General features: G+C 63.5%; 11 protein-coding genes. 6 read left to right on the top strand and 5 right to left on the bottom strand.

What is annotated here, in order from left to right; translation table 11 throughout:
• Positions 1 to 41: 41 nt before the first annotated feature.
• From BLT16_RS02015 to BLT16_RS02000, 4 genes are all read left to right on the top strand, one after another.
• Entirely contained in the window at positions 42 to 860 is an 819-nt protein-coding gene (locus BLT16_RS02015) for an RNA-guided endonuclease InsQ/TnpB family protein (RefSeq protein WP_245701399.1), read from the top strand.
• Positions 861 to 1,011: 151 nt separating this feature from the next.
• Positions 1,012 to 2,601 carry a methyl-accepting chemotaxis protein gene (locus BLT16_RS02010; RefSeq protein ID WP_089656832.1) on the top strand — a complete coding sequence of 530 codons (1,590 nt, stop codon included), beginning with the start codon at positions 1,012 to 1,014 and terminating at the stop codon, positions 2,599 to 2,601.
• A 139-nt stretch (positions 2,602 to 2,740) separates the two neighbouring features.
• Positions 2,741 to 5,017, top strand: coding sequence for an EAL domain-containing protein (locus BLT16_RS02005; RefSeq protein ID WP_176817134.1), 2,277 nt, complete (start codon positions 2,741 to 2,743; stop codon positions 5,015 to 5,017).
• A 172-nt stretch (positions 5,018 to 5,189) separates the two neighbouring features.
• Complete coding sequence (locus tag BLT16_RS02000) at positions 5,190 to 6,335, top strand: hypothetical protein (protein ID WP_089656830.1); 1,146 nt, start codon at positions 5,190 to 5,192, stop codon at positions 6,333 to 6,335.
• On the opposite strand, the gene rarD is transcribed toward BLT16_RS02000, so the two are convergent.
• Complete coding sequence (rarD, locus tag BLT16_RS01995; RefSeq protein ID WP_089656829.1) at positions 6,243 to 7,166, bottom strand: EamA family transporter RarD; 924 nt, start codon at positions 7,164 to 7,166, stop codon at positions 6,243 to 6,245. The genes BLT16_RS02000 and rarD overlap by 93 nt on opposite strands.
• Before the next feature lie 91 nt (positions 7,167 to 7,257).
• On the opposite strand from rarD, the gene BLT16_RS01990 reads away from it, so the two are divergent.
• Together BLT16_RS01990 and BLT16_RS01985 are read left to right on the top strand one after the other, a co-directional pair.
• Positions 7,258 to 8,070, top strand: a complete 813-nt coding sequence (locus BLT16_RS01990) for an amidohydrolase (protein ID WP_089656828.1) — start codon at positions 7,258 to 7,260, stop codon at positions 8,068 to 8,070.
• Positions 8,070 to 8,768, top strand: coding sequence for a pseudouridine synthase (locus BLT16_RS01985; protein ID WP_089656827.1), 699 nt, complete (start codon positions 8,070 to 8,072; stop codon positions 8,766 to 8,768). The genes BLT16_RS01990 and BLT16_RS01985 overlap by 1 nt, the downstream gene beginning before the upstream one ends.
• A gap of 12 nt (positions 8,769 to 8,780) precedes the next feature.
• Here BLT16_RS01985 and BLT16_RS01980 read toward each other — a convergent pair whose 3' ends face one another.
• The 4 genes from BLT16_RS01980 to BLT16_RS01965 are packed head-to-tail and all read right to left on the bottom strand — an operon-like array spanning position 8,781 to position 14,487.
• Positions 8,781 to 10,370 carry an ABC transporter ATP-binding protein gene (locus BLT16_RS01980; RefSeq protein WP_089656826.1) on the bottom strand — a complete coding sequence of 530 codons (1,590 nt, stop codon included), beginning with the start codon at positions 10,368 to 10,370 and terminating at the stop codon, positions 8,781 to 8,783.
• A complete protein-coding gene (locus BLT16_RS01975) occupies positions 10,360 to 11,439 on the bottom strand; it encodes an ABC transporter permease (protein ID WP_089656825.1) in 1,080 nt (359 codons plus the stop codon). Before BLT16_RS01975 ends, BLT16_RS01980 begins: the two co-directional genes overlap by 11 nt.
• A 4-nt stretch (positions 11,440 to 11,443) precedes the next feature.
• Positions 11,444 to 12,517, bottom strand: coding sequence for a microcin C ABC transporter permease YejB (locus BLT16_RS01970; RefSeq protein WP_089656824.1), 1,074 nt, complete (start codon positions 12,515 to 12,517; stop codon positions 11,444 to 11,446).
• 26 nt (positions 12,518 to 12,543) lie between these two features.
• Positions 12,544 to 14,487, bottom strand: a complete 1,944-nt coding sequence (locus tag BLT16_RS01965) for an extracellular solute-binding protein (protein WP_245701398.1) — start codon at positions 14,485 to 14,487, stop codon at positions 12,544 to 12,546.
• Between the last annotated feature and the right edge of the window lie 107 nt (positions 14,488 to 14,594).

Below are 14,594 nucleotides of genomic sequence, written 5' to 3'. Positions count from 1 at the left end.
CGGCATAAGCTGTACATACATCCATGCAGCAATGGCGCTCCATGCTGAAGGCTATCAAGATACGACTCTACCCCACGCCCGAGCAGGCAGCGCTTCTGGCCTGCCAGTTCGGCGCGGTGCGCTTCGTCTACAACACCGGCCTTCGCATCATGTCCCATCGCTACAAGAGGCACGGCCAGTCGCTGAGCGCCAAGCACGACATCAAGAGGCTGCTGCCGGTCGCCAAGAAATCGCGCAAGTACGGGTGGCTGAAATGCGCGGATTCCATCGCCCTCCAGCAGTCGTGCATCAACCTTGATCAGGCCTTCCAGCGCTTCTTCGATCCCAAGCAGAAGGCCGGCTATCCGCGTTTCAAGAGCAAGCGGGGCAGGCAGTCCAGCTATCACTGCGTCGGCGTCAAGGCCGGCGGCAACTGGATCAAGGTGCCCAAACTGGGGCCGATCAAGGCCAAAGTTCACCGGCCTGTTGACGGCAAGCTCAAGAGCATCACGCTGTCGCGCACGGTCACCGGCAAGCACTACGCCTCGTTGCTGTTTGAAACTGAGCAGGCCGCCCCGGCACCGCTGAAGGACGTTGACGCCGCCAACGTCGTCGGCCTCGACATGGGGTTGTCGCACCTGGCGATTGATTCCACTGGTTGCAAGATCGCCAACCCTCGCTTCCTCAAGCAGGCGCAGCAGAACCTCAAGCGCAAACAGCAGGCGTTGTCCCGCACGAAGAAGGGCAGCGCCAACCGGGCCAAGGCACGGTTACTCGTCGCCAAGGCGCATGAGCGGGTCGCTAATGCCCGCAACGACTTTCAGCACAAGCTCTCTCGACAGATCGTTGACGACAACCTCTGCCCATGGAGGCTTGCGTAAATCCGGCATATCGCCGGTTGCTGCCTGAGAAGTGGGAAGCCTCGCCCGCTAGGGCGGGGAGCAGTCACGTCGATGCGGCGAATGTCGCATCCAGTGAGACGAGCTGTTGCCGATATCTTGCCCAAGACAACAACAATTGGCAGGAGTGGATATGGGTAAGCTACTGTGCGTTGGGGCGTGTCTGTTGCTGGCAGGTGCCGCCTGGCTAGGCGTGTCATTCAATGCCACCTGGTCGCTCGCATTGGCGCTGTCAATGTCAATGCTAGCCGGTGCCGGCATGGTTCTGGCAATCGGTTACGGCGTCTACGCTGCGCGTGGCGAGCCAACGGGCCGTGCTGCTGGCTATGCGCCACCACTGGCCGACTACCGCTCGCTCAAGGCGATGGCCTACCGCTTGATGGATCGAGCCAGCCGCACCGCGATTGCCTCGGCTGAGGTCTCGCATCACGCCGACCGAATGGATCACCGTCTGGCACGTCAGGACCAGGTGGTCAAGGAGGCAGTGGCCAGCATGCAGGCGATCACCACGGCCATCGAGCAAGTGACGCGTAGTGCACAGCAGGTCGCCGAACTGGCCGGGCAGTCACGTGTCTCCAACGCCGCGAGTCGTGATGCCTTGGCGCAGGTGATTGAGGAGATGCGCGGGCTGGCGGCGCGCTCCGAAGAGGCGCTTGGACTCCTGACCACGCTGAGTGACAAGAGCGAGCGGGTGCGCCATGTCACCGGGTTGATCGAAGATATCGCCGAGCAGACCAACCTACTGTCGTTGAATGCCTCCATTGAAGCCGCCAGGGCCGGCGAGCACGGCCGCGGCTTCGCGGTGGTCGCCGGGGAAGTGCGCGAGCTGGCGCGTCGCACCTCGGATGCGACCCAGCAGGTCGAGAACCTGGTCGGCGAGATCGGCGATAGCAGTCAGCGCGTGGTGGAGACCATCGGTCACCTGATGCAGCGAGTCGGCGAGCGTGCCCGGGAAGTGGAAACGGTCGGTGAGCAGCTGGGTGAGGTAACCCATCACGTGGATAGCGTCGAGGCGCAGATCGGCAGCATCGCCGAGGCGATGGCGGATACCAACGGCCATAGCCAGCAGGTTGCCGGGACCCTTCAACAGCTCGATGTCGACACCGCGGCAGGGACCCGAGATATGCATGACCTGGCCGAGCAGGCGCGTGCCCTGATGGATGCTGCTGAAGGGGTCGATGCGGAGCTGGCCCTACAACATCTCGACGGTCGCCATCAGCAGGTACTCAACGCCGCACGCCTTAGCGCCAAGCAGATCGGTCAACTGTTCGAACATGCTATCAAACGTGGTGATATGAGCCTTGAGCAGTTATTCGCGGAGTCGTATGAGCCGCTAGCCAACACTCGGCCCGTCAAGTATCGCACTCACTATGACCGCTTCACCGACCGCCACCTGCCGGATATTCAAGAGCCGCTGCTCGAATCCCTCGACCTGGCTTACGCGATTACCTGCGATCGGCGCGGTTATGTGCCTACTCACAATCGCCGTGTCAGCCAGCCGCCGACCGGCGACTATCAGCATGACCTACACTACAGCCGCAGCAAGCGAATGTTTGACGACCCGACCGGCAGCCGCTGCGGAGCACATCAGAAACCCCTACTTCTGCAGACCTATAAGCGGGATACTGGCGAGGTGATGCACGACCTGTCGGTACCGATCTTCGTGCAAGGACGACACTGGGGCGGCTTTCGCATCGGCTATCAACCTGCAGCGCAGCCATAACGCGGGCAAGCAGATGAGGAGATGCGGAATGTACAGGCGAGGACCGACAGGGAGAGTGGTCGCGCCAAGGCTGATCGGGAGATTATTGGGGCTGCTGGTGGGTATAACGTGCCTACCAGTCCTGGCCCAGGACATCGATGTGCTGGCCTCCTACCATCAGGGCAATCCCTGGACCGATGATCTGGTGGAACAGATCGGTGCGGCGGTGGAGCGCCTCGATGACGACGCCTCGCTGAGCGTCGATTACCTGGATGCGCGGCGCATCGATGAGGATCAGGCCTTTGCGCTGCACCGCGCGCGGCTGGCGGGGCGCGAAGCGGTGCCCCCCGCCGACCATTTGATTCTGCTCGATGACGCGGCGCTGCGCTTCTATCTTGACTCACCTGAAGTGCTGGGTAATCCACGACGTGTGGTTGCGGCGGGCATCAATGACCCCGCACTGTGGGGGCCGGCCAGCTTTCTCGGCGTGCGGCTAGTGACGACGCGCCCGGTGGAGCGTCGTTCACTGGGCTTTCTGGCCGAGCTGTTCGATACGCCATTCCCGCTGCTGGTATTGGGGGACCGCACCTCAGTAGGACGTAACCTCACCGAGTCGATGCTCGAGGCGATTGACAGCGAAGAGCGAGTCGCGCTGCATGAGGTGCTCTGGGAGTGGGATCCCGAGCGGGTGGTCGAGGCTTACCGCGCGGCGCCGTCGGGTACCCGCGTCTATCTGGTCGAAGGGCAGACCATGGGCGCCAGTGATATCGACGCCGAGCGGCGGGCCTGGTTGAATCAGCTCGAGGCGCAAGGCATTGCGACCTTCTGTCACCTGCCGTACCAGATTGCACTTGGCTGCGCCGGCGGTGCGGTGCTGGACATCGAGCGGGTCGCCCAGCTGGTGGTCGACACCCTGCTCAGCCATGCCCATGACCAGTTGCCCATGATTCAGGAAGTCGGGTCCCACCGCTATCTGCTCGATGCGCGCTGGCGTGAACTCGCCACAGGACGTGACGATATCGAGTGGCTCAACGTCGAGCGCTACATCAGCGAGCGCTCGAGCCTGTCGCGGCAGATGCAGTGGCTGGCGATTGCGCTGTCGGTGCTGCTGATGTCGAGCCTGAGCGTGCTTGCCTGGCTACGCTGGCGCATGCTGCGCCAGCGCCAGCGGCTACTCGTCGACCGCCGCACCGGCCTGCACACCCGGCAGGCGCTGGAGGCGGCGGCCATGGCCAAGCCCGAGCGGGTGTTCGGCGGTTGGTTGTTTCTGCTCAAGGCGCCCCAGCTGCAGGACTTTCGCCAGCGGCTTGGTCATGAGGCTGCCTGGTCATTGATGCGCGAGCAACTACTGCTGATACGGCCACGTTTGCCGGAGGCATGGCAGCTCTATATCAATCCCGACCTGACCCTGGTCGGACATGTTGGTGGTGATGCCGCGGGCAACCCAGAGGCGCAGTTGGATGCCCTATTGGCGACACTTGCCGCGGGAGACGGAGAGCAGCGTCGCCTGGAGTGGTATGGCTGTCTGGTGATGTGTCAACCCAGGTTGAAGAATCTGCCGTCCTACCTTGCCGCGCTGGAAGATGGTATGCACCAGCTGGCTAAGGAGGGCTGGCGGCAGCCATTAAAACGTGTAGCCCCCTACGATGAGTCGCGTGGCAGCCGTTATCGGGAACTCTCTGACGCACTGCGTGAGGTGTTCGACGCCAACACCGAGCAGTTTTACCTGCTGATTCAGCCGCAGCTGGATACGCGTGACGGCCGCTTGGTGGGGGGAGAACTATTGATTCGCTGGCGTCATCCTCGCCTGGGCGAGGTGATGCCCAATGAGTTTCTGCCGATCATCGATGCACTCGGACTCAATGCCGCCCTTGATCGCTGGGTCATGGAGCATGGTCTGGCCTGGTGGGGCGCGCAGCGTGAGCGGCTGCCCGACGGGATCGTACTGGCCATCAATATTACCCTCAGCACCCTGGGCCGTGATGACTTTCTGGAGCAGTTGGGCAATGCCATCGAGGCTCAGGGAGTGGAGGCTTCGCTGATCGAACTGGAGATCACCGAGCATGCGATTTTCCACGACCTCGGCGATATCGAGCGCGCCATGGCCCGACTGCGGCGGCTTGGTGTGCGTCTGGCGCTAGATGACTTTGGCACTGGCCATACGGCCTTCCAGTTACTTCAGCGGTTGCCGCTCACTAGCGTCAAACTCGACCGCGAGCTGCTGCAGGCGGCTGGCCAGCACGGTCGCGCCCTGGATGCCTACTCGGCGCTGGTAGGGTTCTGCCAGACCCTGCGTCTGGGCATCGTGGCCGAGGGGGTCGAGACCCAGGAAGAGGCGCAGTGGCTAATGTCGCTGGGCATCGAGGTGGTGCAGGGCTATTATTTTGCGCGCCCCATGCCACTGGATACCTTCCTTGAGTGTTATGGCAGCGTCTAAAGTTTTCCTTGTCCCGGCCGTTAACTAATATTACAAGATATTTCAGGATGCGCTAAAACATCGCGGGATGCGGCCTGATGCACACCCATTGTTACTCTCCCGCGCTGTCAGATGTGTCTTTCGTCAATGTATCCCGGCGGGTATCGCCTGCCGGTGGTTTAATGGAGTCTGCATGTTCCAGGCCGCGACAACCGCCAATCTGGCGCTCGACAGTAGGTTGCTGGGTAGTTCTCTCGCGACACTGTTTGCCCCTGCGCAGTTGATCGATGACGTGCAGAGGGTAAGCGGGGTTGCCGGGCCGTCGTTGCAGCGTTTGTTGCACGTGCCGGCACTGCGCGAGCGCAGCTCGCAGCGCGATGCACTAAGCAAGATGCCCGAACTGGCGCTGGCCTGGCGGCGCCTGGCGTGTGGTGAGGTAGGGCTCACCGCCTGGCTGCCGCAGCACGACGGTGACTGGGCCGCGTACAGCGACTTCGTCAGCTTCGTGGTGTATGCCAGTACGCTGGTCGAGTTACACGAGCAGGCCTCGCTAGGTCGCCTGCAGCACCTGTTGGGCCTGGCGGCGCTGCGGCTCAAGCTCGATCCGCTGATTCATTGCCAGCCTGAGCTCGCACGGCGTCTGGGGCTTTCGATCGGCTCCCCCGGCTACCTGAGCCCGGTCGAGATTGCCGCTGCCTGTCAGCTGCGCGTCGCGTCGGTGCGCAATGCCATTTCGCGTCGCGAAATGATGGCTGATGCTGCCCGCGGGGTCCCCATCGAAGCGGCACTGGACTGGATGGTACAGCGGCGCGGATTCCTGTATCCCGTCATCAATGCGATTACGCCGGGGCGGCGCATTAATGGCCGGCTGGCCAATCAGTGGCTGCTGCAGGACCCGCGTGTGGAGCAGCTACGCCGCGTTACCCGGCTGCGCATGATGCAGTGGCGGGTGCTGGGTTCCGGGCGCTGCTTCGGCGTCAACGAGCAGGGGCTCCATCACTGCCTGCTGACGCTGCCGGCGAGTGATCCCGAAGGGCTCGCTGCCGCCGGGCTCGAGGATCTGGAGGATCGCTCAGGCGACAGCGCGGTGGCGCTGTATCGCCAGAGCTTCGCCTCTGTCGCGGTAGCCGAAGAAGCCGCCGCTGAGGCGCCTATCCATCAGGGGGTGGTGGCAACCATGCAGGCGCTGGATGTGTTGCTTGACTATCTCGCCGAACCGACCGCGACATGCGATGACGTGGCTGACTCAAGCCGCGCGGGGCCTGGTGCGCTCGCGGCCATGCCAGGCCGACCAGGAGTAAAGCGCAAGCCCGCACCAGATCATGACGAAGGTCACTAGCTGGAGTGGACGGATGGTTTCACCGAAGATCAGCAGGGCAATGAAGAACTGAATGGTCGGGTTGATGTACATCAGGAAGCCCAGCGTGGCCAGGCGCAGTCGCCGGGCGGCACCGGCGAACGCCAGCAGCGGCAGGGCGGTGATCACTCCGCTGGCGACCAGCAGCCAGGTGTGGCGTGCCTCGCCCATGAAGTGCGAGATATCGAGGTGCATCAGCCAGCCGAGTGCCAGCAGTGCCACCGGTAGCAGCAGCAGGGTTTCGACGAACAGTCCTGACAGTCCGTCAAGTGGCACCTGCTTGCGTAGCAGGCCGTAGGTGCCGAAGGAAAAGGCCAGCACCAGCGTGATCCAGGGCAGCTCACCCAGCCCGATCAGTTGAATGGCGATGGCTACGCTGGCAAGCCCGACGGCCACGCCCTGCAACGCTGTCATACGCTCGCGCAGCACCAGCATTCCCAGCCCCACGTTGACCAGCGGCGTCAAAAAGTAGCCTAGGCTGGCCTGGAGCACCTGATGACTCTCCACGGCGTAGATGTAGATCCCCCAATTGAGCGCGATCAGCAGGGCACAGCCGAGTACACGCCCAAGTCGGCGGGGTTCACCAAGCGCCAGGCGCACCGGGGTGAAGCGGCCGAGGATGGCGATCAGGCCGAGCAGGAACAGGCAGGACCAGATAATCCGATGAATCAGGATCTCCCAGGCCGGTACGCCGTCAAAGAGGGCAAAGAACAGCGGGAAACAGCCCCACATGATGTAGGCGCCCAGCCCGAACAGGGTGCCCTGTGTGGCCTCGTTAATGGGCGTGTGACGAGCCTGAGATGTCGTTGGCATGATGACCTCGAAAGCAAAGTGCTAATCTACCACAGCCGCAATAAAACCCCAGGTCGATCACGTGTCGTGCCTGGTTGAAAGGAGGTGGCGAGTGTCTACCCTGCGAATCACCCTGGTGCAGTGCGATCTGCGCTGGGAATCCCCTTCGGCCAACTGCAGCATGCTGGAAGCGTTGCTTGGAGATCTGGATGCACGACATACCGACCTGATCGTGCTGCCGGAGATGTTCGCCACCGGCTTCACCATGAACTCCCGGGAAATGGCCGAGCCGATGACCGAGAGCCCTAGCGTTGCCTGGTTGAGCGAGCAGGCAAGGCGTCGCGGCTGCGTAATCACCGGCAGTGTTGCGGTAGTCGAGGCCGGTGAGTACTACAATCGGCTGATCTGGGCGCGCCCCGATGGCGGTCTGGAACACTATGACAAGTGTCACCTGTTTCGCATGGCGGGCGAGCATGAGCGCTATGGCATGGGTAAGCAGCGAGTCGTCGTGGAACTCAACGGTTTCCGACTGCTGCTCAGCGTCTGCTATGACCTGCGCTTCCCGGTCTGGCTACGACAGCAGCCGGGCGAGGCGGGATTCGAATACGATGTGCTGCTGTGCGTGGCCAACTGGCCGGCTCCCCGTCGCCATCCTTGGCGTACCCTGCTGCAGGCGCGGGCGATCGAGAACCTGTGCTATGTGGTTGGCGTGAACCGCGTCGGTGAGGATGCCAAGGGCATGGCCTATGCCGGCGACTCGATGCTGGTGGATTACAAGGGTGAGGCAGTGGTCGATGAACCGCGTGATCGAGCGTTCCTGCGTACGGCGCATATTGAGCGACAGGCGCTGGAGGACTTTCGCCAGGCCTTCCCGGCATGGCAGGATGCCGACTCCTTTACCCTGACCCATGAGATCCCACGCTGATGCGCCTCGACAAGTTCCTCGCCGATACCACCGACCTGACTCGCAGCCTGGCCAAGAAGGCGCTGCATCGTGAGGAGGTCAGCGTCGATGGCCAGGTGACCAAGAACCCGGCCACCCAGGTCGATGCCGACAGCGAGGTGCGCTGGCTGGGGCAGCCATTGGTGCTGGTGGGAATGCGCTACGTGATGCTCAACAAACCGGCGGGGGTGGAGTGCAGCGCGCGTCGCGGCCTCTATCCGTTGGTGCGCGAGCTGATCGCGCTGCCCAATGTCGAGCGCTTGCAGACGGTGGGACGCTTGGACGTGGATACCACAGGACTGGTGTTGCTAAGCGATGACGGTCAATGGTCGCACCGTGTGACGTCACCCAAACGCCGCTGCGGTAAGGTCTACCGGGTTGGGCTAAGCGAGCCGCTGGAGGGGGAGGCGCTGGTCGAGGCGCAGCGCCGCTTTGCTGACGGCGTGATGCTGGACGCTGAGGACAAGCCGACGCGTCCGGCCGAGCTTGACATGCGCGGGCCGCGTGAGGCCGAGCTGACCCTCTATGAAGGCAAGTATCATCAGGTCAAGCGTATGTTCGCCGCCATTGGCAACCACGTGGAGACGCTGCATCGCGAGTCGGTGGGGCCGCTGACGCTGGGCGAGCTGGCACCGGGAGAGTGGCGCGAGCTGACGCGTGATGAGGTCGCGGCTTTCTAGCCAGTTGTCCTGCTAAGCCAGCGATTTATCGAGGCCGGCTGCGGCTATCAGCGCCTGGGTATAGGGATGCTGAGGAGCTGCGAGCACCTGCTCGCAGCTGCCTTGTTCAACTACCTCGCCCTCCTTGAGCACCATCACTCGGTGGGCCACGGCCCTGACCACCGCCAGGTCATGGCTGATGAACAGGTAGCTCAATCCGCGGCGAGCCTGAAGGTCACGCAACAGTTCTACCAGCTGTTTTTGGACGGTGCGATCCAGCGCCGAGGTTGGCTCGTCGAGTACCACCAGCTCGGGCTCGAGAATGATCGCCCGGGCGACGGCGATGCGCTGTCGCTGACCGCCGGAGAACTCGTGGGGGTAGCGGGCGGCACAGTCCGCCGGCAGGCCGACCTCCTTGAGCGTGGCCTGGACGCGCTGCTCGACCTCGTCGTCACTCAGCTTGGGCTGATGAAAGCGCAGCCCCTCGCTGATGATCTCCGCCACCGGTAGACGCGGTGAAAGCGAGCCGTAGGGGTCCTGGAAGACCACCTGGAAGCGCCGCCGCCTGCGGCGCAGGTCGTTGCCACTGAGACGGTCGAGTCGCTCGTCGGCGAAGACGACCTCGCCCTGGCTGGGGGCGAGACGCAGCAGTGCCATGGCCAGGGTGGTCTTGCCCGAGCCGGACTCGCCGACGATGCCCAGGGTCTCGCCTCTGGCCAACCGCAGCGACAGCGGTTGCACCGCCACGAACGGCGGCGGGCGTCGTGAGAACAGCCGCTTGGGACGCGTGAACGCAACGCTGAGTCGGTCGGCACTGAGCAGCGGCTGGCTGCCGGCGGGCGCCGGGCGCCCTTCGGGTACGGCTCCCAGCAGGGTGCGTGTATAGGCACTGCGCGGCTGGCTGAAGACCTCGGCGACCGGGCCGGTTTCCTGTTCCTGGCCCTGGTAGAGCACGCACACGCGGTCGGCGTGGCGACGCACCAGGTTGAGGTCGTGGGTGATGAACAGCATGCCCATGCCGTGGTGGTCGCGCAGTTCGGCGAGCAGCGCCAGAATCTCCTGCTGGACGGTGACATCCAGCGCGGTGGTCGGTTCGTCGGCAATCAGCAACTCGGGGTTGTTGGCAATCGCCATGGCGATCATCACCCGTTGCCGTTGGCCGCCGGAGAGCTGATGCGGCCAGGCGTCGAGCAGTTCGTCGGGGCGTGGCAGCTTGACCTGCTCGAGCAGCTCGCGGCAGCGTGACCGGGCGGCGCGCCCGGAGAGCCCCTGATGCAGTCGCAGCGTCTCACCGATCTGGCGGGCGACGGTGTGCAGAGGGTTCAGCGACGTCATCGGCTCCTGGAAGATGAAGCCCACGCGATTGCCGCGCAGTCCCTGCCATTCACGCGGCTTGATACGCGCGAGATCGGTATCGCCAAGAAAGTGCCCGCCGCTGATGCGGGCATTGGGCGGCAGCAGATGCATGGCCCCCAGCGCACTGACTGACTTGCCAGAGCCGGACTCGCCGACCAGCGCCAGGGTTTCGCCACGGTGGATCTCGAGGTTCAGCCGGTCGACCACGGTGACGTCGTCGAAGGCGATGCTCAGCTCATCGAGGCGCAACAGGGTGTCATGGGGCATGGGCCGGCGTCCTTGTGTCAGTGCTGTTGGCGTGCTGAATGTGGCGCGGGTCAAAGGCGTCGCGGAGGCCCTCCCCGATGAACACCAGGAGTGAAAGCATCAGCGACAAGCTGACGAAAGCGGTGATGCCCAGCCAGGGCGCGTGTAGGTTGTTCTTGCCCTGGGCCACCAGCTCGCCCAGCGACGGCGCCCCAGGCGGCAGGCCGAAGCCCAGGAAGTCGAGGGCGGTGAGGGTAGTGATGGCGCCGGTGAACAGGAACGGCACGAAGGTCAGGGTGGCAACCATGGCGTTGGGCAGCACGTGGCGCCACATGATCAGGTGCGACGGCAGCCCCATGGCCTTGGCGGCGCGCACGTACTCCAGGTTACGCGCGCGCAGGAACTCGGCGCGCACCACGTCGACCAGACCCAGCCAGGAGAACAGCAGCATGATGCCCAGCAGCCACCAGAAGCCGGGCTGCACGAAGCTGGCCAGGATGATCAGCAGAAACAGCACCGGCAGCCCTGACCAGATTTCGGTGAGTCGCTGGCCGATTAGATCGGTCTTACCGCCGAAATACCCTTGGATGCCACCGATCACGACTCCCGCGACCAGCGAGCCTGCGGTCAGCACCAGCGCGAAGGCCACCGACAGGCGAAAGCCGTAGATCACCCTGGCTAGCACGTCGCGGCCCTGATCGTCGGTGCCCAGCCAGTGCTTGGCATCCGGCGACGCCGGCGAGGGGCGCATCATCTGCATATCCAGGGTCTGGTAGGAGTAGGGAATAGGCGGCCACAGCGCCCAGCCGTTATCGGCGATCTGCTGCTGCACGAAGGGATCGTGGTAGTCGGTACGGGTGGGCAGAAAACCGCCAAACTCGGTTTCTGGGTAGTCGACCAGCAGCGGCACGTACCACTGGCCGTCGTACTGCATGACCAGTGGCTTGTCGTTGGCGATCAGCTCGGCAAACAGGCTGACCACGAATAGCGCCATGAAGATCCACAGCGATATCCGGGCGCGGCCATTGCTGCGAAACACCTCGAGTCGACGACGGGTGATCGGCGAGAACTGGGGGGAGAGTAGTGACATCGGCTCAGGACTCCCGGGTCTCGAAATCGATACGTGGGTCGACCCACACATAGGTCAGGTCGGAGATCAACTTGAGGATCAGGCCGATCAGGGTATACAGGTAGAGGGTGCCGAAGATCACCGGGTAGTCGCGCTGCATGACCGCCTCGAAGCCGAGCAGACCAAGGCCCTCGAGGGAGAAGATCACCTCGATCAGTAGCGAGCCGGTGAAGAAAATCGTGATCAACGCTCCGGGGAGCCCGGCGATGATGATCAGCATGGCGTTGCGGAACACGTGGCCGTAGAGGGTGCGGCGGTCGCTGGCGCCCTTGGCTCGGGCCGTCAGCACGTACTGCTTGTGGATTTCGTCGAGAAAGCTGTTCTTGGTCAGCATGGTGAGTGTGGCGAAGCTGCCGATGGTCATGGCCACGACCGGTAGGGTGATGTGCCAGAAATAGTCTTTTATCTTGCCCCACGTCGATAGCTCGTCAAAGTCCGGTGAGGTCAAGCCGCGCAGTGGAAACAGGTCCCAGTAGCTTCCGCCGGCGAATAGCACGATCAGTAGAATGGCGAACAGGAAGCCGGGGATGGCGTAGCCGACGATCACCAGTCCGGAGGTCCAGACGTCGAAGCGCGAGCCGTGGTGCAGCGCCTTGCGAATGCCCAGGGGGATCGAGATCAGATACACCAGCAGCGTGGTCCACAGGCCCAGCGAGATCGACACCGGGAGGCGCTCGATCATCAGCGCTACTACCGGTCGGTCACGGAAGAAGCTGTTGCCGAAATCGAAAGTGGCGTAATCGCGCAGCATGCCGACGAAACGCACGTGGGCCGGCTGGTCGAAGCCGAACTGTGCTTCGAGCTGTTCGATGAAGCGCGGGTCGATGCCGCGGGCGCCACGCGACTCGTCGCGGGTGACGACTTCGGCACCCCCCACATCGAGGCGCGTACTGGCCATGCTGTCGACGCCTTCGAAACGTGCCAGCATCTGGTCGATGGGGCCGCCGGGGGCGGCCTGCACGATGATGAAGTTGAGCAGCATGATGCCCAGCAGGGTGGGGATCATCAGCAGCAGTCGGCGTAGTGTATAGCTAGCCACGAGGCATCCTTCCGGTAGGCGTTGCGTCAGCGACGGCGCACGCGACGGTTGATCTCGGCTTCACGTTCGGCATCCACCCACCAGGCATCCAGATCCATGCCATATTCGGGGTAGGGCTCCGGCCAGTCGAACTTGTCCCACACGGCGATACGCGTCTCGCCGGAATGATAGTGGGGAATCATCGCGAAGTGCCACAGCAGCACACGGTCAAGGGCGCGAGCCGTGACGTTGAGCGTCTCGCGGCTGTCGGCACGTATCAGCTGCTCGACCAGTTCATCGACCACCGGGTGCTGGAGGCCCATCAGGTTACGGCTCTGGGGTGTCTCGGCGACCGCGCTGGTCCACATGTCCCGCTGTTCGTTGCCGGGGTTGTTGGACTGCGGGAAGTGCGCGGTGGTCATGTCGAAGTCGAAGCTGCGCAGGCGGTTGAGGTACTGGTTGATATCGACGATGCGGATCGAACTCTGCACGCCGAGGCGGGCCATATTGCGCAGCATGGGTTGTACCACACGCTCGAGCCCGCTATCGAAGAGCAGCACTTCGATGCTCAGTGGGCGGCCGCTGTCGGCATGGCGCAATACGCCATCTTCGACCTCGTAGCCGGCCTCGCGGAGTAGTTCGAGGGCCAGGCGTAGGCGTTCGCGCAGGTTGTCGGGGTGCTCAATGGGTACCGGCTCCTCGAACAGGCGGTCCGGCAGTTGATCCCGGAACGGCTCGAGCAGCGCGAGCTCGGCTTCGCTGGGCAGGCCCTCCGCAGCCATCTCGGAGTTCTGGAAGAAACTCTCGGTGCGTTTATAGGTGTCGTAGAAGATGTTGGCGTTCAGCCACGGGAAGTCGAAGGTCAGGGAGAGTGCCTCGCGGACCCGCGGGTCGCTGAACTTGTCGCGGCGCAGGTTGAACACGAAGGCCTGCATCACCGAGGGGTTGACGTCGGGAATCGTCAGTCGCTTGACCAGACCGTCACGGTAGGCAGGGAAGTCGTAGCCGATGGCCCAGGTGGCCGCGCGGGCGTCGGTGCGGTAGTCCATCACCCCGGCCTTGAAGGCTTCCCAGGCGATGTCGCGATCGCGATAGTAGTCGTAGATGAGGCGGTCGATGTTGTAGCGTCCGCGATTGACCGGCAGGTCGCGCCCCCAGTAGTCGTCAGCGCGAACATAGGTGATGCTGCGGCCGGGTTGGACGTCGCCGATCCGGTATGGCCCGGAGCCTGGGTGGCGGGCCAGGGTCGGGGCGCTGAAGTCGCGCTCTTCCCAGTAGTGCTTGGGCAGTACCGGCAGTTGGCCGACGATCAGCGGTAGCTCGCGCGAATCGTTGCTCGAAAACTCGAAACGCACGGTGTAGTCGTCGATGGCCTCGACGCTCTGTACCTCGGCGTAGTAGCCGCTATAGAAGGGATTACCCTCCTCGATCAGTAGCTGGAAGCTGTAGGCAACGTCCTCGGCGGTGACCGGCTCGCCGTCATGGAAGCGTGCCTCACGGCGCATGTCGAACTCCACCCAATAGCGCTCGGGGTCGAGGCGAATGCCCTCGGCGAGCAGGCCGTAGAGACTGAAGGGCTCATTGGGATTGGCTTCGAGCAGGGTGTCGTAGATCTGCGAGATGCCGATCGCCGCGGTGCCACGGATGATGAAGGGGTTGGTCGAGTCGAAGCTCGAGCCGACCGCCGCGCGGGTCAGGCTCCCCCCTTTGGGTGCTTCGGGATTGACGTGAGGAAAGTGGCTGAAGTCTTCGGGCAGTTCGGGCGCATCGTAGAGTGCCAGGCCATGCACGGTGGCGACCTGGTCGGTCTCGGGCAGGTCGCCCGGTTCTGCATCGAGCGGCGACGCAGACTCGTCGGTGGCCGGCGGGGCATCGGTTGGGGCGCCGGGTAGCTCGGCATTGGCCTGGGGAGCGAGTGCCAGCGTCATCACGCACAGACTTGCTACCAACCTTGAGCGCGCAGAAAGGCGACCTAGCAGGGCGATCGACATCGAGACATCCTTGGGCATATCAGAAGCCGGCACGGCGCGGCTGCACCGCTGCCGCCGACCGTGGCAGTAGCATACCGTTAAGGTGTCAGTCGCTCGAGGGTTTGACA

The sequence above is a fragment of the Franzmannia pantelleriensis genome (genome assembly GCF_900102875.1).
GTDB classification, from domain to species: domain Bacteria; phylum Pseudomonadota; class Gammaproteobacteria; order Pseudomonadales; family Halomonadaceae; genus Franzmannia; species Franzmannia pantelleriensis.
This window is presented reverse-complemented; position numbering and strand designations above follow the sequence as displayed.